Here is a 19,924-nt window from a genome sequence, read left to right as displayed (position 1 = left end):
AGATATTGGCAATATGCCAATATCTGAGTAAACTGTTGTAAAAAATTATAAAGGCATAAAATTATGAGAATTTTGGTTGTTGAAGACGATCCTATCTTGTCTCACCATTTAAAGGTGCAACTGAGTGAACTAGGGAATCAGGTTCAAGTTGCATTGACCGCCAAAGAGGGATTCTATCAGGCAACCAATTATCCCATAGATGTCGCCATTGTCGACTTAGGTTTACCGGATCAAGATGGCATGAGCTTGATTCAAAGTCTACGTGATGAGGGGCTGAAGGCCCCAATCCTTATCTTAACCGCCAGAGTCAATTGGCAAGACAAGGTAGAAGGCCTCAATGCTGGTGCCGATGATTATCTGGTTAAACCCTTCCAGAAAGAAGAATTAGTCGCGCGTTTAGACGCCTTGGTTAGACGCAGTGCAGGTTTTGTGAAACCCCAAATCACCAGTGGTAAACTGGAACTGGATCTCGCCGCGAAACAGCTCTCGATGAATGGTGTCCCCATGGAGATCACTGCTTTTGAATATCTCATACTCGAGTACCTGATGCGCCATTGTCATGAAGTCGTTGCTAAGCAGCGTCTGTTAGATGTGATCTATGGCGATAAAGAGGGTGACCCCAATACCATCGAAGTCATGGTATCCAGACTCCGAAAGAAGCTCACCAAAGAGGGGCTGGAAAATCCTATTGCTACGATCCGCGGTCAAGGTTACAAGTTCAACTTGCCATGCAGTTAAAACTGAATATGTTTAAGTTTAAATTTAAGAAACGTCTGCTAACACGGATGTTTCTTACCTCACTGTCAATTATTGCCTTAGTAGGATTTGGTTTAGCCTGGCTGGTTAACATTCTACATGCACAAGACAATTACAACGAAGAGACGGCTCAGCTCATTGCTGAGATCCCTAAAGTTGCCGCTGAACTGAGGGAACACGATCTAATCCCTGCTAGTAGTGATGACTGGCTCGAGGAAAACAATACGCCCGAGAGCTATATCATAGCCAGCTGTGATGCCGATTATAGACAAATTTGGACCTCATCCCTGGCTGTCGATAAAGGGCTTTTCGACACCTGCGAACGCTTCAACGATATTCGCCACGACTCACCTCCCTATTACCTTAATCTTGCCGACGATAAGGGTTACTTCATCTATTTGCTGTCATTAGATATGTCAGGTAATCAATATAACCTGTTAGTGATGAAAGATGCAGAGAAGCTCGAGAAGGAATTAGACAAGTTCAGTCGACGCACCTATTTCAGGCTCGCTATGGTATTGGCATTGGCTCTGGTCTTGTTAATCAGTGCAGGTTACTGGGGAATGCGCCCTTTAACTCGAATGAGAAGTGAGTTAGAGAGTGTCAGCAATGGTAAGACTAAGGCTTTATCACAAGATTACCCCATAGAGCTCGAAGGAGTCACCCAAGCTCTCAACCAACTATTATCACAATCGAGTGCCCAGCAGCAAAGGTATCAGAATGCAATGAATGACCTTGCCCATAGTCTGAAGACACGCCTTGCTGCTGTCCACGCCATCACTGATGACGCGTCCTTAGATAAGCAAGGTGCGAGTGAGCGGATCATGGAGCAGGTAAGCCAAATGGACTTACTGGTTAAATACCAGCTCAAGCGCGCCATGCTAGGTCGTAAAGGCCTTAAACATGAACAAACTTTAGTAGCCCCCTTGGTCAATCAGCTTTCTCAAATGCTTTTTAAGGTCTACCGTGACAAGCAAGTTCAATTTACAGCCTATATCCCCCAGGAGCATGTATTCCCAGGTGATAAAGGCGACTTGATGGAACTCTGCGGTAACTTGATGGAGAATGCATTCAAATTGTGTATCAGTCAGGTAAAAGTCACAGCCCGTTATAGCGATGCCGGAGAGTTTGAGCTGATTGTCGAAGATGATGGGCCTGGCGTCGAAGAGAGCCTGCGCCAAAGAATCATCGAACGCGGTGTCAGAGCCGATACACAAAAAGCGGGACAAGGTATTGGACTCGCCGTGTGTAATGAGATAGTGATCAGCTACAACGGTAATTTGAGCATCGAAACATCAGAGCTTGAAGGCGCTAAGTTTAGAATAACGATTCCAATTTAGGCCGAGAACTAATTATTTGCTTTGACCCCCAACACAGTGCCTTGGTACCAAGGCACTGATAATCTAGCTTATCGGTGCATACAATTGTTCGGCACGATTAAACATTACCCATGAGGTCGCGATATATTTATCGTTACTGATTGGCTTATTGCCACGATGTGAGTGAGTAAAGCCCGCAGGTGCAATGACCATAGTGCCCTTCTTGGGTGTGAGTTTTCTGTTTTGATAGAAAAACTCAGTCTCCCCTCCCTCCTCTACATCGTTAAGATAAAACATATAGAGCACCACGCGATGTAAGGCTTCATTATGCCCCGCCTGAGGAAACAGCTCCGAATGCCAGTGAGGGTATCCCCCAACCCCCTGCTGATATTTCTGAACATTGATGGTCCCACTGCGATAGAGGTACTTAACTAATGCCTCAGCTCTTGGTTCACCTAAACTCTGATAATTATCCGGCGTCAGCGCAACACCTTGGCCTTTTTCATCAGCGACTTGCACCGATACAGCTCCCATCAATGCCATCGAGTATTGATTAAAATACTCGGTAGAATATTTCAATGTATAAGTGAGTAATTCATTCCTGATACTCTGCAGATCCTCGAAACTGTCTAAGGTGAGATCACGGCTTACTTTCTTTTCTAAATCCACCCCTTGACCAGTTCTGCCATCGGTGACCCCCTTATGTTGTTCGAAACAGGCGATCAAACGCTCACATAAGTCATCAGGGATAGCATTAGGGTATACTTCAATGAAGTCCATTTTATTAACTTTGTCTATTCTGTGTTCAGTCTATGCTGACATAATGGTTAAGTGATTGTAAAGTCATTGAGTTAAGTTAAAATATTGCTATAGCAATCAAACTCGTTCTGGAATAATTGCCCTACAAAGATGGGGATACTGATAAGAAGAATATGAAGAAAAGCCGTAAAGTTGCAGTCAATCAATTACAAGTCGGTAATTTCATCCGCTTACCCGTCTCTTGGAAAGATCACCCTTTTCTATTCAGTAGTTTCAGACTCAAGCAACAGGCACAAATCGAGTTAATCAAAAAGTTAGCCATCGACTTTGTCTTCGTCGATCTCGAACGAAGTGATATTCCTCCTCTCAGCGAAGAGGTAGCTAAAACTAAAGTGGTGCCAGCACAGAAAGAAGATCTTGATGCTCTCACTATCGAAATGCAAAAAACCAAGAACGAGCGCATTGAAAAACTCAAACGGATGCGCAGAGACCTTCAAAAAACCGAGCAAGACTTTGACCGTTCTATCGCAAAAATGCGTAACTTGGTGTCTAAATTACGCAATCGTCCGCTAAATGCCATTGATGATGCCAAAGAATTAATTAATGACATGAGTGCGCAATTACTCAATTCAGATAACTTAGTCCTACACCTTATGGGCGAAGCCAAAGACGATGAGTCAATTTATTATCACTCTCTCAATGTCGCCGTACTCTCCATGTTAATGGCAAAAGAGCTGGGTTGGGATAAAGCCGATATGGAATTAGTCGGCATGGGTGCACTATTTCACGATACCGGTAAATTGAAAATCCCTCCACAATTGCTCAGGAAAAAAACCGCTTTAACGCCACCTGAAGCTAACTTTATGAAGCAACACCCTGTCATGGGTGCCGACTTATTGAAACTCGCCGAAAACTTTCCTGCTGGTGCCATGCCAATTGTACTCAATCATCATGAATATCTTGACGGCTCTGGCTACCCTAGGGGGCTTAAAGAGGATAAGCTCGACAAATTGTGTCAACTCGTTGCCGTAGTTAACTTATATGACTCTCTGTGTCACCCGGACGCGCAGACGAAAGCGCGTACCCCCTATTCAGCACTGGGTCATATCTATAAAAATTTCAAGACACAGTTAAATCAGGAAGTAACGGGCAAGATGATCAAGATGTTGGGCATCTATCCCCCAGGCAGTATTGTTGAATTATCTTCAGGACAATTTGCCATGGTCATGTCAGTTAATCTGGACAAGATATTATTCCCCAGAATACTGGTCTACGATGCCATGGTCCCCAAAGATCAGGCTCCGATTGTAGATCTTGAAGTCGAAGGTCTGAGCATAGTCCGCTGTATACAACCGATGGCGTTACCCGAAAAAATCTTTAAATATTTAAACCCCAGAGAGCGCGTCAGCTACTACATAGGCTCTGATAGCTAAAACCCCTTATATTTCCCCTATTATTCTCAAGTTTTCTTGCCGAATACCAAACTATTAGCTAATTTGAAAGTAACGCTATCTTCTGGGGGAGGAGGCTATGACTGAATTACCTAACTTCGATCAACTGAGATGGCTGGCAGATAATGAGCCCGATGAACTCGAAGAACTTCAAAAAACACTCTGTAAAGAAGCGATAGACTGCTGCCCGGAATCGAACAAAGAACAACTGATCTCGATGCAATACCACCTTGAGCAACAGCTATCCAGATGCACAAACCCTTATCACAGATGCTATTTGGCCATTAGCATCATGAACGACAAGTTTATTTCCTTAAACACCATAATGAATAGCCCCCAAGAGTTTCGGCAACAAAATGCCAAAATCTTAACGCTTCCTTCAAAGAAACCTGCTGACTAGAGCCAACCTTTCCTCTTGAAGAATGCGTAGGTTCCACCGGCACTGGCTAACATCATCAGGATGGCCATAGGGTAACCAAATTGCCACTCAAGCTCAGGCATATTGGTGAAATTCATCCCATAAGCACTGGCGATTACTGTTGGAGGTAAGAAAATAACCGCTGCAACCGAGAAGATTTTAATAATCTTATTCTGTTGCAACCCACTGAATCCCATGGCGGCATCCAGCAAAAAATTTAATTTATCAAAGATAAATTGACTGTGAGGCATCAAAGATTCGATATCTAACAACATCTCACGCAAGTCTTTAAGATTATCGTCGGTGAGTTGGCCACGATAATATCTTTGCATGTAACGTAGAGAGCGTTGAGTATCCAACAGACTCAATCGAATCTTACCATTTGAGTCTTCCTGCAAGGTGATAAGCTTAAACACTTCATCGAGTTCATTGTTCTCAAAAACCTGTTCACTGACTCCATCGACTACCGAATAAATATCTTCGATAAGATCTGATAAGTGATCAACTTTTAGATTAAACAACTCCAGAAAAAGCCCCTGAGGAGTGGTAACTTCGATACGTCCAAGCCTAAGATAGTTTCTAAGCAAGCGAATGAGGCCTACATCGTCTTCTCTTATCGTTAGCAGGAAATCTTTACGTAAGTTAAATGAGACGTTAACGCCTTTGACGTCTTGGCCTACTCGTTGAGGAAACAAGGAGTTAATATGCAGACCATCGTTATTTTGATAAAAACGTGCGGAAGCCTCAATCTCATTGATATCTTCCTCCTCTGGCACCTCTTCAACAGAATATTTACTCAACCACTCACGTTCTTCATCGCTGGGCTTAAAAAGGTCTAGCCAGAGAGTATCCGGAGGCACGACATCCTGTATGTTCAGTTCAGTAATCGTCAGTTCACGATTGTTATAGACATAAGCAGTTATCATGGTATCTCCTGAAAAAACACTATGACGAAATTATTTGTGTCAGAGCGCAGGGTAAAAAACGAGGCTATTCTACCTTAATTGCCAACATTAAAAAGGACTATAAACAATAATCTAGTCAAAATGTCCATTACTGAGCATTTGCGATAATGACACGTTCTTGATTCGATAATCGTATGTTAATACCGTCAACAGTTGTGATCTGATTATTCAATATATCTTTCTTTCTCACCTGATATACACTGGTACTGTCTATTAACGGCGATACTATGGTCACTCTGACCACTTGGTTGCCATCTTGCCAGTTCCAATACCAATAACTAGTGCTTCCAACCATTGAAAGTGCGATCAAGCCCATAAAAATATAGCGCAGCATGATACGTTTACCCACATCTGCAGTTCTGGTTTGATCAGATTTTCGAGCAGGTTTCCTTAGATAGAAAAAAGCGCCGACAATGACTAAGAGAGTGATCAGTATTTTCGTGAACACAGCGAGCCCCAACGGTAATAATAACCTGTGATTATAACGTCTTTTCACTGTTTAAACTGGTACGAATGTCTAATCAAACATAAGAAAAAACCTGAGACTCGCCGAACAATCTCATCTTTTGCTATACCGATTACAATAATGTGTATAAAAGTGGTATAAATCACCTCACAGATCTAACCTAGAGAATCCTATGAAGCACACTTTAGCCCTCGCAGTTATTATCACTGCAGCCTGTTCACTGCCAGCATATGCAAAAATCACCCTTACTTTACCTAAGTCTGCGCAGCTCTTAGTGGTTAATGGTGTAGAGATGGAAGATGAAACCACAGTGGATCTTAATGATGGCAATAATCAAATCGTATTTAAATATAACACCAGCTTCAGGCAACAAGGTGAACAAAGAAGGTTCACATCAGAAGCGGTGATCCTGACTTTTAATGGACAAGATTCGGCCTATAAGTTGTCGTTGCCAAGACTCAGATCAGACAGTGATGCAGACAAGTTTAATAAGCTTGCAGAGTTGACCCTTGTCGATGATGCGGGTGTAGACGTTGAATACACCAGTGACCTACTCCTCAAAGTGGGAATACAACTAGGCCGGGATTATGACAAAGAAATAGCAGTCTATAACGGGAGTTCAGCGCCTGCAGCCCTCCCTAATCTTGCGACAAAAACACAGAAATCAACACCTGTAGTATTACCAGCAACGGCTCTGGTGGTGACTAACAATAGTAGTGTGGCCTCTGGACAGGCACCTAACACCAACAAAGACCAGATCAATGTTGGGCAAATGCTGGATTTTTGGTATAGCCAAGCAGATGAAGAGACCCGTAAAGCATTTAAGCAAAGAATAAAAGATTAAACATCTTCTATGGGTTTAGGATTAGCAAACTAGCAATACCTAAACCCAAGCTTGTGCTCATGCTTACCAAGCGAGTCACTCCTAGATTTATTAATCAATTCAATTTTCCCTCCACTCATAAAGTTAGCCAAAGGGTTTGACTCAATAAACGCTTTTCCAGCCACTATGCCCATCTTATAGTCATGTGAAAGCTCAGTATCTGCACTGCCTAAAATATGACTCACCAATCGAGACTCAGGAAATACCTCGATCACCTCAACATCGTCTGGTGGTGACGCGATAAACTGTAAAGAGTGTTTATAGGCTGCTTCATGATGAATAAAATAATCGAGTGCCTTAGGGCATCGATTCGACGAACAAATCCAGGATTTAAGCCTATTAACCCAAGGCGTATGGGCAGCATACTCCTTCGGCATAGTGCGGATAACAACAATCTTTCTCGCCCCACGCTTATAAGCTTCCTCCACAGGCAAGGGAGCTGACAAACCACCATCTACATGATAATCATCCTCAATCTTCACTCCCTTTCGATAAAGATAAGGCAGGGCACTCGATGCCTTGAGCAAGGTTAACCAATTTGTGGCATTAGGCATTGAAAAATGAGCCTGATAGCTTGAACTGTTCGTTGTTGAAATAAGTAGGCTACGCCTCTTAAGCTTAGTCAAACCATACTCAGTGTTTAAACGAAATTGTGCATCACTGCCCTGTTCGAAATACCAGTCAAGATCGACGGCATTAGCTCCTTTCAGCCCTCTTTTAATATTGAAGAACTCTGGTTGCTTAGAAAGCTTTGCAATTGATGCTTGGGCAAATCCAGCTTGCCCAGTCAGATAACTAGACAGGTTTTGTGCCCCCGCAGAGGTACCTATCAGTAACTCGAATGGGTTATAGCCACTCTCTAACCAGCTATCAAGTACACCTGCAGTGAATATGCCTCTCTGACCTCCACCTTCTGCTACCAGAGCCGTATGTGCAATCGGTTCTGGCATGGTATAGCGCTGAGCATTACCTTTTTTTGGAGATGACTCATCGGCAAGCACGCTAGCTATAAATGGATCTGTATCTGAATTGGTAGCTATGGATAACGGCATAAGAAGACCTGAAAGTTAATTCCCCCACGGAACTCAATCAAATCTATAGACTCTTCCCTAACTTGTATAATTGATTATTTAAATCACCTACATAGAAAAATCCAATTGATATTAACGAATGCTAAACAAGCTTGAACGGAAACACCTGAAAATGACCTACGACCCACATGGATGTGAAATATGGATATAGAAGCTACGAGGCTAAGGAAGGACGAAGGTAGAATAATACCATTCCATCTTAACATTAAGTCATTATTGCCCAGTCCCTTCGGCATAGTGACACCACTCTTTTTGTATCACTAATGAAACTGTTCCAAGCAATCGAACAGGCATCCACTATATCCTCGTAACCTTTGAAACTGCGATTAGCAAGGTGATGTTGTCGTAACCAACTCCATACTTGTTCTATTGGGTTTAGCTCTGGTGAGTACGGAGGTAACTTGATGATACTTAGATTATTAAATTCATCCGCTATATCATCGGTATGCCAACCTGCACCATCCATCACAACAACAGCATGTCGACCAGCCTTTGTTCTTTGGGATATCAGTGATAGATGTTGACGCATAATATCCTTACTTAGGTATGGCGTAATTATCGCTTCAGTCTCTCCTGTTTGTGGGCAAACAGCACCAAAGAAATGGACATATTCAAATTGCTGCTGACGCACAGCTCTTGGACGCGTCCCTTTTCTCGCCCACAAGCGTGTCGTACTATTTTGTTGACCAAATCGAGCCTCATCCTGAAACCAAATATCTACCCGTTCAAGCGCCACACTACCAGGGATGTTAAGGATCGTTTCCAGTTGGAACTTTTTTAAAAGCCATTTGGGCTTCAGGTGATTGCTTTGGATGCTTAGAACGACTAGTTATCCAGCTAAAACTTAACTGTTCCAGTAGTTTGTAAATCGCATTCGGGTGGTAGTCGACATTAAAGCGTAGCTGAATATATTTTAGGATAGCGTCACCTGTCAGTCTGCCTCCAGAGGAACTTATGCTTTGTTCTTCTATATATGCACTTAGTTGCTGCTTTTGGCTTGAGGTGAGGTAGCTATCACGGCCCTTATTCTTTTTGGCATCTAATCCTTTGGGGCCACTCGCAAGATATTTTGCTACCCAGGCGTTAACACTGCCACGGGCTACTTTTAGTCTCTCGGCGACATCTGTTCGGCTATGCCCCTCTAGGAATAAGGCTACTGCCAGTAATCGGATCCGTTTACGCGGCTCTTTTTCTGCTCTAGATAAGATTAAAATCTCTTCAGCGGTATAGTTTTTCAAACGGAGATACGGGTTATTTGCGATACCTATATTAGATCACAACTCATTACTGATTGGTATAAAAAGTACCCAGACGCAAAAAAGCCACCTTAATAAGGTGGCTTCTCTACTTAAATAGGCGCCTGGAAATGGCCAACTCGATCCACGAAGTGGGCACATGGGGGTGAAATTACGACGCTTTGAATACGCAGTATTCAGCCCTAATTGAACGCGGAGAAACTTCGTTTCGTAGCGGGAGAGCCCGCTCAGCGACGCGGCGACATCGGGAGTCGCCATTGCACCTACGTGCTTAAGTGGATAAGCCACCAGTTATCAGCACAGGTAAATTCGAGGCGTAAAGTTAATAATTTTACAAAGCCCCAGACGCAAAAAAGCCACCTTATTCAGGTGGCTTCTCTACTTAATTAGGCGCCTGGAAATGACCTACTCTCACATGGGGAGACCCCACACTACCATCGGCGCAATTGTGTTTCACTTCTGAGTTCGAGATGGGGTCAGGTGGGGCCACAATGCTATGGTTTCCAGACTAATTTGGTAAATTTGAAAAGCTGGCTATTCAGAAATCATCTAAATAGCGTTAAATAATTGGGTCTAGTACACGGATGTACTCTATGTCATAAATACAGAAGCATTTTATGACCAACTTAAATCAAGTTCGTATTCTTTTGTGCTTGTAAAGTAATCAACATTAACGCTACAAACCCATCTGGGTTGTATGGTTAAGCCTCACGAGTCATTAGTACAGGTTAGCTCAACGCCTCACAACGCTTACACACCCTGCCTATCAACGTCCTAGTCTCGAACGGCTCTTTAGAGGAATTAAATTCCTAGGGATGACTCATCTTAGGACTCGCTTCCCGCTTAGATGCTTTCAGCGGTTATCGATTCCGAACGTAGCTACCGGGCAATGCTATTGGCATAACAACCCGAACACCAGCGGTTCGTCCACTCCGGTCCTCTCGTACTAGGAGCAGCTTCCTTCAATCATCCAACGCCCACGGCAGATAGGGACCGAACTGTCTCACGACGTTCTGAACCCAGCTCGCGTACCACTTTAAATGGCGAACAGCCATACCCTTGGGACCGACTTCAGCCCCAGGATGTGATGAGCCGACATCGAGGTGCCAAACACCGCCGTCGATATGAACTCTTGGGCGGTATCAGCCTGTTATCCCCGGCGTACCTTTTATCCGTTGAGCGATGGCCCTTCCATACAGAACCACCGGATCACTATGACCTACTTTCGTACCTGCTCGACGTGTATGTCTCGCAGTTAAGCTGGCTTATGCCATTGCACTAACCGTACGATGTCCGACCGTACTTAGCCAACCTTCGTGCTCCTCCGTTACTCTTTGGGAGGAGACCGCCCCAGTCAAACTACCCACCAGGCACTGTCCTCAACCCCGATTCAGGGGCCAGAGTTAGAACATCAAAACTACAAGGGTGGTATTTCAAGGTTGACTCCATCAGAACTAGCGTCCCAACTTCAAAGTCTCCCACCTATCCTACACATGTAGGTTCAATGTTCAGTGCCAAGCTATAGTAAAGGTGCACGGGGTCTTTCCGTCTAGCCGCGGGTATACGGCATCTTCACCGCAATTTCAACTTCACTGAGTCTCGGCTGGAGACAGCGTGGCCATCATTACGCCATTCGTGCAGGTCGGAACTTACCCGACAAGGAATTTCGCTACCTTAGGACCGTTATAGTTACGGCCGCCGTTTACCGGGGCTTCGATCATGAGCTTCTCCGAAGATAACCCAATCAATTAACCTTCCGGCACCGGGCAGGCGTCATACCGTATACTTCCTCTTGCGAGTTTGCACAGTACTGTGTTTTTGATAAACAGTTGCAGCCACCTGGTATCTGCGACTGCCAGCAGCTTAAGGAGCAAGTCCCATCACCGCCGGCAGCGTACCTTCTCCCGAAGTTACGGTACCATTTTGCCTAGTTCCTTCAGCCGAGTTCTCTCAAGCGCCTTGGTATTCTCTACCCAACCACCTGTGTCGGTTTGGGGTACGATTCCTACTAACCTGAAGCTTAGAAGATTTTCCTGGAAGCATGGCATCAACTACTTCAACCCCTTAGGGTCTCGTCATCAGTCCTCAGTCTTGCAATTTAATGCGTATTCCCGGATTTGCCTAAGAATACAACCTACAACCTTAAACGCGGACAACCAACGCCGCGCTAGCCTAGCCTTCTCCGTCTCTCCATCGCAGTTAGCAGAAGTACAGGAATATTAACCTGTTTCCCATCGATTACGCCTTTCGGCCTCACCTTAGGGGTCGACTTACCCTGCCCTGATTAACATTGGACAGGAAACCTTGGTCTTTCGGCGAGGGAGTTTTTCACTCCCTTTATCGTTACTCATGTCAGCATTCGCACTTCTGATACCTCCAGCGTGGGTTACCCCTTCGCCTTCAACGGCTTACAGAACGCTCCTCTACCGCACTAGTGCAAGCACTAGTACCCATAGCTTCGGTGTATTGCTTAGCCCCGTTAAATCTTCCGCGCAGGCCGACTCGACTAGTGAGCTATTACGCTTTCTTTAAAAGATGGCTGCTTCTAAGCCAACTTCCTAGCTGTCTAAGCCTTCCCACATCGTTTCCCACTTAGCAATAACTTTGGGACCTTAGCTGATGGTCTGGGTTGTTTCCCTTTTCACGACGGACGTTAGCACCCGCCGTGTGTCTCCCGAGTAGTACTCATTGGTATTCGGAGTTTGCAAAGGGTTGGTAAGTCGGGATGACCCCCTAGCCTTAACAGTGCTCTACCCCCAATGGTATTCGCTCGAGGCGCTACCTAAATAGCTTTCGAGGAGAACCAGATATCTCCCGGTTTGATTGGCCTTTCACCCCCATCCACAAGTCATCCGCTCATTTTTCAACATAAGTCGGTTCGGTCCTCCAGTTGATGTTACTCAACCTTCAACCTGCCCATGGATAGATCACCGGGTTTCGGGTCTACACCTTGCAACTAAACGCGCAGTTAACACTCGGTTTCCCTACGGCTCCGCTATTCGCTTAACCTCGCTACAAAATGTAAGTCGCTGACCCATTATACAAAAGGTACGCAGTCACGGTCTCAAGAACCGCTCCCACTGCTTGTACGTATACGGTTTCAGGTTCTATTTCACTCCCCTCACAGGGGTTCTTTTCGCCTTTCCCTCACGGTACTGGTTCACTATCGGTCAGTCAGGAGTATTTAGCCTTGGAGGATGGTCCCCCCATGTTCAGACAAGATGTCACGTGTCCCGTCCTACTCGTTTTCATCTATAGTTAGTTTTCATGTACGGGGCTATCACCCTGTGCCGCTGAGCTTTCCAACTCATTCCACTAACACCCTATAGACTTAAGGGCTAATCCCCGTTCGCTCGCCGCTACTAGGGGAATCTCGGTTGATTTCTTTTCCTCCGGGTACTTAGATGTTTCAGTTCCCCGGGTTTGCCTCACATACCTATGTATTCAGTATGTGATACTCACTTATGTGAGTGGGTTTCCCCATTCGGACATCGTTAGCTCAAATGCTTGTTACTAGCTCGCCAACGCTTTTCGCAAGTTACTACGTCCTTCATCGCCTCTGACTGCCAAGGCATCCACCGTATACGCTTAGTCACTTAACCATACAACCCACATAAGTTTAAAACTCATATAAATTACATTGCAACTAATGGTGTTTACTTTCGCCAAAAGAATACTCATGACTCAATCGTTAAAGAAATAAATCTATAATGAATGAGTCGGCACTTGATTTAAGTGTTTGAGAACTCAATTATTTATTTTTCGCGCTAATGCTATTAACCACTGCTATCACTTCATCTTACGACGTCGCTTTCACAATAGTCCCTTTCGCATTAACACTATCAGCTTTCCAAATTTTTAAAGAGCGGGCTTAAAAAAAGCCAAAGATAAATATTAATTTATCTTTGGCATCTCTATCCATGTGCATGCACTTATATTTAAAGATGTTTAACATCCTTAAGCAAAAGTAAATGGTGGAGCTATGCGGGATCGAACCGCAGACCTCCTGCGTGCAAGGCAGGCGCTCTCCCAGCTGAGCTATAGCCCCATTTACATGCAGTTGAGAAACAATCAAGATATCCAATGAAAACATTGGCGAAGCCAAATCGAATTTAGACAAGACGACTTGTTGCGACGTTTAGTTCACTAAACGAGTAACAAGTTAACGCAGTATAAACAAAGATTTGGTGGGTCAGAGTGGACTTGAACCACCGACCTCACCCTTATCAGGGGTGCGCTCTAACCAGCTGAGCTACAGACCCATTCTTTTGATCTTTTAATCCTTTCTCATCGTTACTTTCTTCGTTTCTCAGTCATGTACTAGAGCACACTCCCTAGAGACTCATCAAGTGCCTTGATTAAGAATCAAAATTCTCAAAAATACCTTTCGATATATTTCTCTTTCTTCTATCAAGTAATCTGTGTGAACACTCAAGCACACGGATGTGCTGTGTGTAAGAAATGCACGGATGCAATTTCTTACCAAACCAAATATTGAGTTAGTCGTATAGGTAAGGAGGTGATCCAGCCCCAGGTTCCCCTAGGGCTACCTTGTTACGACTTCACCCCAGTCATGAACCACACCGTGGTAAACGCCCTCCCCGAAAGGTTAAGCTATCTACTTCTGGTGCAGCCCACTCCCATGGTGTGACGGGCGGTGTGTACAAGGCCCGGGAACGTATTCACCGTAGCATTCTGATCTACGATTACTAGCGATTCCGACTTCACGGAGTCGAGTTGCAGACTCCGATCCGGACTACGACCGGCTTTGTGGGATTAGCTTGACCTCGCGGCTTTGCGACCCTCTGTACCGACCATTGTAGCACGTGTGTAGCCCTACTCGTAAGGGCCATGATGACTTGACGTCGTCCCCACCTTCCTCCGGTTTATCACCGGCAGTCTCCCTAAAGTTCCCACCATTACGTGCTGGCAAATAAGGATAAGGGTTGCGCTCGTTGCGGGACTTAACCCAACATTTCACAACACGAGCTGACGACAGCCATGCAGCACCTGTCTCACAGTTCCCGAAGGCACCAATCCATCTCTGGAAAGTTCTGTGGATGTCAAGAGTAGGTAAGGTTCTTCGCGTTGCATCGAATTAAACCACATGCTCCACCGCTTGTGCGGGCCCCCGTCAATTCATTTGAGTTTTAACCTTGCGGCCGTACTCCCCAGGCGGTCTACTTAATGCGTTAGCTTGAGAACCCAGTGTTCAAGACACCAAATTCCGAGTAGACATCGTTTACGGCGTGGACTACCAGGGTATCTAATCCTGTTTGCTCCCCACGCTTTCGTACCTGAGCGTCAGTCTTTGTCCAGGGGGCCGCCTTCGCCACCGGTATTCCTTCAGATCTCTACGCATTTCACCGCTACACCTGAAATTCTACCCCCCTCTACAAGACTCTAGTTTGCCAGTTCAAAATGCAATTCCCAGGTTGAGCCCGGGGCTTTCACATCTTGCTTAACAAACCGCCTGCGTACGCTTTACGCCCAGTAATTCCGATTAACGCTTGCACCCCTCGTATTACCGCGGCTGCTGGCACGAAGTTAGCCGGTGCTTCTTCTGCGAGTAACGTCACAGCTATAGTTTATTAAACTACAACCTTTCCTCCTCGCTGAAAGTGCTTTACAACCCGAAGGCCTTCTTCACACACGCGGCATGGCTGCATCAGGCTTTCGCCCATTGTGCAATATTCCCCACTGCTGCCTCCCGTAGGAGTCTGGACCGTGTCTCAGTTCCAGTGTGGCTGATCATCCTCTCAGACCAGCTAGGGATCGTTGCCTTGGTAAGCCATTACCTTACCAACTAGCTAATCCCACCTAGGTACATCCAATCGCGAAAGGCCCGAAGGTCCCCTCCTTTCCCCCGTAGGGCGTATGCGGTATTAGCAGTCGTTTCCAACTGTTATCCCCCTCGACTGGGCAGTTCCCTAGGCATTACTCACCCGTCCGCCGCTCGACAGCAAAGGTGCAAGCACCTTCCTGTTTCCGCTCGACTTGCATGTGTTAGGCCTGCCGCCAGCGTTCAATCTGAGCCATGATCAAACTCTTCAATTAAAGTTTTTTTGATGCACTTCCTTTCGAAAATGACATCGGCTCAACGAATCATACTGTTTTTCATTAACCACTCTCTATAAAGAGAATGTCAATGAAGCTTACATATTTTGCTTCTTTGAATTTACTTTGCTTGCTCGTGAGAGTAAGAAAGTAGAAACCAAAGTTGCTATGGTCACTCAGTGGTTCATTGAGAAAATTTGTTGCCACTTACAAAGTAAGATGGCTTCGAATAACTCAACACCTGTGAGTGCCCACACAGATTTCTTGTTTTGAATTGTTAAAGAGCGTTGCTAACATGAAGAGCGAATCTTTCAGTAGCAGCCTTGACGCTAGGTCGTTGGCTTGAGGAGGCGTATTCTACACTCTCCGTGGTTGGCGTCAAGGGCTTTTAAAAATTAAATTTTCAAGCGCTTACTTGTTGCCCTGACTCGCTCTTGTCTTAGTTAGCTTACTGCTTAAGAAGACTGGTTTGCCGTGTCAGTGGATGCGCATTATAGGCATGTCAGCCCAGAGCGCAAGGGGTATTTAGAAGAATATTCCAATAAACTTAACGACCGTATACTTATCAATCGAAACGATGATTAATAGCACGTAATCAGGTTGCTTTGTCATCACTACAGGATTAAAAACACAAAAGGAACCTAAGGTCCCTTTTTAAAGAAGCAATAATACTAGTCTTGCTTTACCTATATAATAAGTCTTTCTATCATTGACTGGTCTATAAAGCTTTATCTATAAGGCTCTGGATCAATTCAACCGCTTTCTTATCATCCCAGTCCACAAAGGTTCGCACAAAGGCAATTAGGTCGCCTTCTTTATTTAAGATAAATGTAGCAGGAATAGTATCTAGTGGGAACACCTGCCCTAGCTGCTGCTTTTCATCATAAAAAGATGTGAAACCTTCCATTCCAAGTTCTTTTAAGAAAGGTTCTACTTTTTCTCTTCCATCAAGATCAATAGAAATTGGTAAAATTTCAAATTGAGCCTTATCAAACTTAGATGCTAGGCGTTTTATTGCTGGCAACTCTCGAACACAAGGTGGGCACCAAGTTGCCCACATGTTTACCATGATCACCTTTCCTCGATATTGACTGAAGTCTACAGCTTTACCATTCGCATCACTGAAAGGAACAACATCAATAGGATAGGTTTCAGGCAATACACTGATAAGATCAACACTCGACTGAGCGGCTCCTTCCTCCTCCTTCTTCTGCATCCCAGGATATGCCATAGCCGTATTTAAGGATAATGAAGTGAGTGCTAACAAAGAAACTGTTAGCACCTTAGACAAACACTTATTCATTCATCATCTCGATTAAGCAGTTTATCTAACTCTTTCTGCTCTTCGGCACTAATCTCTTGTTCTTCGACTTGAGTGATACGCTGTTTGCGTACAAAGATGAAACCGATAAGTAAGCCAAAGATTAATAAACCAATAGGACCTAACCATAAGACATATGTTTTAGCTTCCATCCTAGGTTTATAAAGAACGAAATCACCATAGCGACTCGTCATAAACTCTATAACTTCGTCATCGCCTTTACCCGCATCAACCATTTGATAAACTTCAAGACGAAGATCCTGAGCAACTGGCGAATTAGAATCGATTAAATTTTGATTCTGACACTGAGGACAACGAAGTGAATGCGCTAGTTCAAGCGCTCGCTTTTGATTATCTGCAGACTTAAACTCATAGGTATCGACTGGCGTTGCATATACTGACATCACAGTTAATGACAGGAGTATTGCGCCCATGAGTTTGAATATAGATTTAATCATGATGCTCCCTCCTGTTTTGCAGCGGCTTGCAGCTCTTTAATCATTGGCAGCAATGTCTCATTCCATACTCGTTGATCAATTGGGCCCGCATATCTGAACCTGATAATCCCATTGTGATCCACTAAGAAGCTTTCCGGCGCACCATAAACACCAAGATCCAGACCGAGACGCCCATCATGATCGAAAATGTTCTTAGTATAAGGATCACCTTGCCTATTTAACTCACGAACCGCTAACGCTCGCTCATCACGGTAGTTAATACCATATATAGGTAAGGTATTTTGTCTTGCGAAACGCATTAGATAAGGATGCTCGTATTTACACGAAGGGCACCATGTCGCCCATACGTTTAATAGTGACACTTTACCTTTCAACGTTTCGTTTGTGATTATCTCGCTACTATCTTCCAAACGCTCTAACTGGAAAACCGGAATAGGCTTCCCTTCTAGAGCCGAATCTAATTGCTGTGGGTTAAGGAAGAGTCCCTTATAAAGGAACACCCCCATTCCCATCACTAAGATCAGCGGAATAAATAATACTAGCTTCTTCATACTTGCCCCAATTCAAGTTAGGCCGTAGCCAATTTCGCTTTTTCTGCATCAAGCTTAGATGTTTGCGTTGTCTTTTTCGTACGATAACGCTTATCTGATGCAGCAAAGAAGCCACCTACCATCATAAAGATGCTTCCGAACCATAACCAACGAACAAATGGCTTATAGTTCAAGCGAACTGCAAATTCAGTACTGCTGATTGGATCCCCCATAGTGACGTATAGATCACGGAAGAGTCCCCAGTCGATACCAGCTTCTGTCATATCCATAGTACGTACATTGTACTGGCGGCGATCCGGCTTTAGCAAGGTGATGAACTCACCATCTTTAGACACTTCAATCTGTCCTTGTAGAGCCGTATAGTTTGGCCCAACAACATTCTTAGTTTCGAGGTAATTAAAGGTGTAACCCGCCAGCTCTTGGCTGATACCAGGTCCCATGCGTACACTCTTTTCGATGGAGTAGTTGGACACCATAGTGCCACCCACAACCGATACGGCTATACCTAAATGAGCGATGATCATACCCAGTTGACTACGGCTTAGACGAACTAAACTCAGTGAGCCATCTTTCGACTTAATTAGATCGTATCCCGCTCTAAGCGTCATAAGCGTAACCCAAGTCGCCGTACCGATTCCTAGTACAACCCAAAAGTTAAACTTACCATCTGCCAGGAATGGTGCAGCTAGGCCCGCTATAATAGCAACAATTGCAGGTACCAATACTTTCGCCTTCATGGCACCAGGTTTAGCTCTCTTCCAGCGAATATTTGGACCTATACCCATAAATACGAATAGCACTAGGACAATTGGTACAAACACGGCGTTAAAATATGGAGGTCCTACTGAGATCTTACCCATATTTAATGCATCTATGAGTAACGGGTAGAGGGTACCAAGTAGTACGGTGCCACATGCTACAGTAAGTAAAATATTACAGATAAGCAGCATTGTTTCTCTAGACCATAGATCGAAACGCGCAGGACTCTTCATTTGACTCGCTCTGAAAGCAAATAGTGTCAATGAGCCACCCACAGCTAAACCTAATAGCAATAGAATAAACATGCCTCGACTAGGGTCTGCGGCAAAAGAGTGCACCGATGTAAGTACGCCGGAACGAACAATAAAAGTACCTAACAGGCTTAACGAGAAAGCTGTGATAGAGAGCAGTACGGTCCAATTACGAAATGCCGCACGTTTCTCGGTCACAATAACCGAATGAAGTAATGCAGTACCAACTAACCAAGGCATGAATGAAGCATTCTCAACTGGATCCCAGAACCACCAACCACCCCAGCCAAGTTCATAGTATGCCCACCAAGAACCGAGAGAGATACCACCAGTCAGGAATACCCAAGCCGCTAAAGTCCATGGTCGGCTCCAGCGTGCCCATGCAGAATCGAGACTACCACCCATTAAGGCTGAAATCGCGAAGGCAAAACTAACCGAGAAGCCAACATAACCAAGATATAGCATAGGAGGATGGAAGATCAGACCAACATCTTGCAACATTGGGTTCAGATCACGGCCTTCCATAGGGATCGGAAATAAACGCTCGAAAGGATTGGAGGTCAAAACCATGAATAATGCAAAGCCAATGACTATAAAGGCCAGCACAGATAGCACTCTAGCGGTAAATACCTCTTCTAAGCTTTTACTAAAATAGGCGACCGCAGCAGTCCAGCCTGAAAGGGCAAACACCCAGAAGAGTAAAGAACCTTCATGCCCCCCCCAAACAGCTGCTATCTTAAAGAAGATAGGTAACTGAGAGTTTGAGTGATGCGCTACATAAGCAACCGAGAAGTCATCAACCGCAAAGCTGTAGCCTAGAACAATAACGGATAGGAAGATAAAAAAGAACATACCGTAACTTAGTGGCCAAGCATATCGCACTAGGTATTGGTCTTTGCGTGCAACACCAATTAAAGGAACGCTAGCTAAAAGGAAGGCAAAAGCCAAACCGATTATCAGCGAGAGGTGTCCTAATTCTGGGATCATGAGTTTTCCTCAGTACTTTAGATTATTTGTTAAGCTTACGCCCAATTCAATCACTCAACATCCTTAAGCAATTAATAATTTAGCTGCCTAAGGTTTAAAATTTGAGTCATTTTAGTATTTGCTATTGTATCTGTCTGCTTCTTTCGTACAAATATGGGTGACTAGTCGCATTTATT

At 44.5% G+C, this 19,924-nt stretch carries 14 protein-coding genes, 2 tRNA genes and 3 rRNA genes; 5 read left to right on the top strand and 14 right to left on the bottom strand.

Annotated elements, in window-relative coordinates; genetic code table 11:
- Nucleotides 1-63 precede the first annotated feature (63 nt).
- Nucleotides 64-738: a response regulator gene (locus sps_RS02070; RefSeq protein ID WP_077750954.1), complete on the top strand. Its 675-nt coding sequence runs from the start codon at nucleotides 64-66 to the stop codon at nucleotides 736-738.
- Nucleotides 729-2,096, top strand: a complete 1,368-nt coding sequence (locus sps_RS02065) for an ATP-binding protein (protein WP_077750953.1) — start codon at nucleotides 729-731, stop codon at nucleotides 2,094-2,096. The genes sps_RS02070 and sps_RS02065 overlap by 10 nt, the downstream gene beginning before the upstream one ends.
- Nucleotides 2,097-2,159: 63 nt before the next feature.
- Here the strand turns inward: sps_RS02065 and sps_RS02060 are convergent, their stop codons facing one another.
- Entirely contained in the window at nucleotides 2,160-2,855 is a 696-nt protein-coding gene (locus sps_RS02060) for a 2OG-Fe(II) oxygenase (protein ID WP_077750952.1), read from the bottom strand.
- Between the two features lie 152 nt (nucleotides 2,856-3,007).
- Between sps_RS02060 and sps_RS02055 the strand changes: the two genes are divergently transcribed.
- Nucleotides 3,008-4,267: an HD-GYP domain-containing protein gene (locus tag sps_RS02055; RefSeq protein ID WP_077750951.1), complete on the top strand. Its 1,260-nt coding sequence runs from the start codon at nucleotides 3,008-3,010 to the stop codon at nucleotides 4,265-4,267.
- Between the two features lie 97 nt (nucleotides 4,268-4,364).
- The gene (locus sps_RS02050; protein ID WP_077750950.1) at nucleotides 4,365-4,685 is read left to right on the top strand and encodes a DUF3135 domain-containing protein; all 321 of its coding nucleotides are present in this window, start codon (nucleotides 4,365-4,367) and stop codon (nucleotides 4,683-4,685) included.
- On the opposite strand, the gene corA is transcribed toward sps_RS02050, so the two are convergent.
- Both corA and sps_RS02040 read right to left on the bottom strand, forming a co-directional pair.
- Nucleotides 4,682-5,629 (bottom strand): magnesium/cobalt transporter CorA, encoded by a 948-nt coding sequence (gene corA / locus sps_RS02045; RefSeq protein ID WP_077750949.1) that lies wholly within the window; start codon nucleotides 5,627-5,629, stop codon nucleotides 4,682-4,684. The genes sps_RS02050 and corA overlap by 4 nt on opposite strands.
- Nucleotides 5,630-5,756: 127 nt before the next feature.
- The gene (locus sps_RS02040; RefSeq protein WP_169915656.1) at nucleotides 5,757-6,116 is read right to left on the bottom strand and encodes a hypothetical protein; all 360 of its coding nucleotides are present in this window, start codon (nucleotides 6,114-6,116) and stop codon (nucleotides 5,757-5,759) included.
- 190 nt (nucleotides 6,117-6,306) lie between these two features.
- On the opposite strand from sps_RS02040, the gene sps_RS02035 reads away from it, so the two are divergent.
- Complete coding sequence (locus sps_RS02035; RefSeq protein WP_169915654.1) at nucleotides 6,307-6,978, top strand: YccT family protein; 672 nt, start codon at nucleotides 6,307-6,309, stop codon at nucleotides 6,976-6,978.
- A gap of 29 nt (nucleotides 6,979-7,007) precedes the next feature.
- Here sps_RS02035 and sps_RS02030 read toward each other — a convergent pair whose 3' ends face one another.
- From sps_RS02030 to sps_RS01980, 11 genes are all read right to left on the bottom strand, one after another.
- Nucleotides 7,008-8,069, bottom strand: a complete 1,062-nt coding sequence (locus tag sps_RS02030) for a patatin-like phospholipase family protein (RefSeq protein WP_077750947.1) — start codon at nucleotides 8,067-8,069, stop codon at nucleotides 7,008-7,010.
- Nucleotides 8,070-8,313: 244 nt separating this feature from the next.
- Nucleotides 8,314-9,346, bottom strand: a protein-coding gene (locus tag sps_RS02025) for an IS630 family transposase (RefSeq protein WP_169915652.1) whose coding sequence is annotated in 2 segments (ribosomal slippage) — nucleotides 8,314-8,881 and nucleotides 8,880-9,346 — 1,035 coding nt in all. Because the reading frame shifts where the segments join, the coding sequence is not laid out codon by codon here.
- Between the two features lie 410 nt (nucleotides 9,347-9,756).
- Nucleotides 9,757-9,872 (bottom strand): 5S ribosomal RNA (gene rrf / locus sps_RS02020).
- Between the two features lie 189 nt (nucleotides 9,873-10,061).
- Nucleotides 10,062-12,966, bottom strand: a 23S ribosomal RNA gene (locus sps_RS02015).
- Between the two features lie 370 nt (nucleotides 12,967-13,336).
- Nucleotides 13,337-13,412 (bottom strand) — tRNA-Ala (locus sps_RS02010).
- Nucleotides 13,413-13,549: 137 nt separating this feature from the next.
- Nucleotides 13,550-13,626, bottom strand: a tRNA-Ile gene (locus sps_RS02005).
- Between the two features lie 250 nt (nucleotides 13,627-13,876).
- A 16S ribosomal RNA gene (locus tag sps_RS02000) occupies nucleotides 13,877-15,421 on the bottom strand.
- Together the 16S, 23S and 5S rRNA genes with 2 tRNA genes alongside form the textbook arrangement of a ribosomal RNA operon.
- A gap of 718 nt (nucleotides 15,422-16,139) precedes the next feature.
- The gene (locus sps_RS01995) at nucleotides 16,140-16,724 is read right to left on the bottom strand and encodes a TlpA disulfide reductase family protein (RefSeq protein ID WP_077750946.1); all 585 of its coding nucleotides are present in this window, start codon (nucleotides 16,722-16,724) and stop codon (nucleotides 16,140-16,142) included.
- Nucleotides 16,721-17,200: a heme lyase NrfEFG subunit NrfF gene (nrfF, locus tag sps_RS01990; protein ID WP_077750945.1), complete on the bottom strand. Its 480-nt coding sequence runs from the start codon at nucleotides 17,198-17,200 to the stop codon at nucleotides 16,721-16,723. The genes sps_RS01995 and nrfF overlap by 4 nt, the downstream gene beginning before the upstream one ends.
- Nucleotides 17,197-17,751, bottom strand: a complete 555-nt coding sequence (locus tag sps_RS01985) for a DsbE family thiol:disulfide interchange protein (RefSeq protein ID WP_077750944.1) — start codon at nucleotides 17,749-17,751, stop codon at nucleotides 17,197-17,199. Before sps_RS01985 ends, nrfF begins: the two co-directional genes overlap by 4 nt.
- Before the next feature lie 17 nt (nucleotides 17,752-17,768).
- Nucleotides 17,769-19,748 carry a heme lyase CcmF/NrfE family subunit gene (locus sps_RS01980; RefSeq protein ID WP_077750943.1) on the bottom strand — a complete coding sequence of 660 codons (1,980 nt, stop codon included), beginning with the start codon at nucleotides 19,746-19,748 and terminating at the stop codon, nucleotides 17,769-17,771.
- Between the last annotated feature and the right edge of the window lie 176 nt (nucleotides 19,749-19,924).

It is taken from the genome of Shewanella psychrophila (assembly GCF_002005305.1).
GTDB classification, from domain to species: domain Bacteria; phylum Pseudomonadota; class Gammaproteobacteria; order Enterobacterales; family Shewanellaceae; genus Shewanella; species Shewanella psychrophila.
This window is presented reverse-complemented; position numbering and strand designations above follow the sequence as displayed.

Coding starts and splice junctions, on each gene's coding strand:
- sps_RS02070 (WP_077750954.1), top strand. CDS start 64: ATGAGAATTTTGGTTGTTGAAGACGATCCTATCTTGTCTCACCATTTA.
- sps_RS02065 (WP_077750953.1), top strand. CDS start 729: ATGCAGTTAAAACTGAATATGTTTAAGTTTAAATTTAAGAAACGTCTG.
- sps_RS02060 (WP_077750952.1), bottom strand. CDS start 2,855: ATGGACTTCATTGAAGTATACCCTAATGCTATCCCTGATGACTTATGT.
- sps_RS02055 (WP_077750951.1), top strand. CDS start 3,008: ATGAAGAAAAGCCGTAAAGTTGCAGTCAATCAATTACAAGTCGGTAAT.
- sps_RS02050 (WP_077750950.1), top strand. CDS start 4,365: ATGACTGAATTACCTAACTTCGATCAACTGAGATGGCTGGCAGATAAT.
- corA (WP_077750949.1), bottom strand. CDS start 5,629: ATGATAACTGCTTATGTCTATAACAATCGTGAACTGACGATTACTGAA.
- sps_RS02035 (WP_169915654.1), top strand. CDS start 6,307: ATGAAGCACACTTTAGCCCTCGCAGTTATTATCACTGCAGCCTGTTCA.
- sps_RS02030 (WP_077750947.1), bottom strand. CDS start 8,069: ATGCCGTTATCCATAGCTACCAATTCAGATACAGATCCATTTATAGCT.
- sps_RS01995 (WP_077750946.1), bottom strand. CDS start 16,724: ATGAATAAGTGTTTGTCTAAGGTGCTAACAGTTTCTTTGTTAGCACTC.
- nrfF (WP_077750945.1), bottom strand. CDS start 17,200: ATGATTAAATCTATATTCAAACTCATGGGCGCAATACTCCTGTCATTA.
- sps_RS01985 (WP_077750944.1), bottom strand. CDS start 17,751: ATGAAGAAGCTAGTATTATTTATTCCGCTGATCTTAGTGATGGGAATG.
- sps_RS01980 (WP_077750943.1), bottom strand. CDS start 19,748: ATGATCCCAGAATTAGGACACCTCTCGCTGATAATCGGTTTGGCTTTT.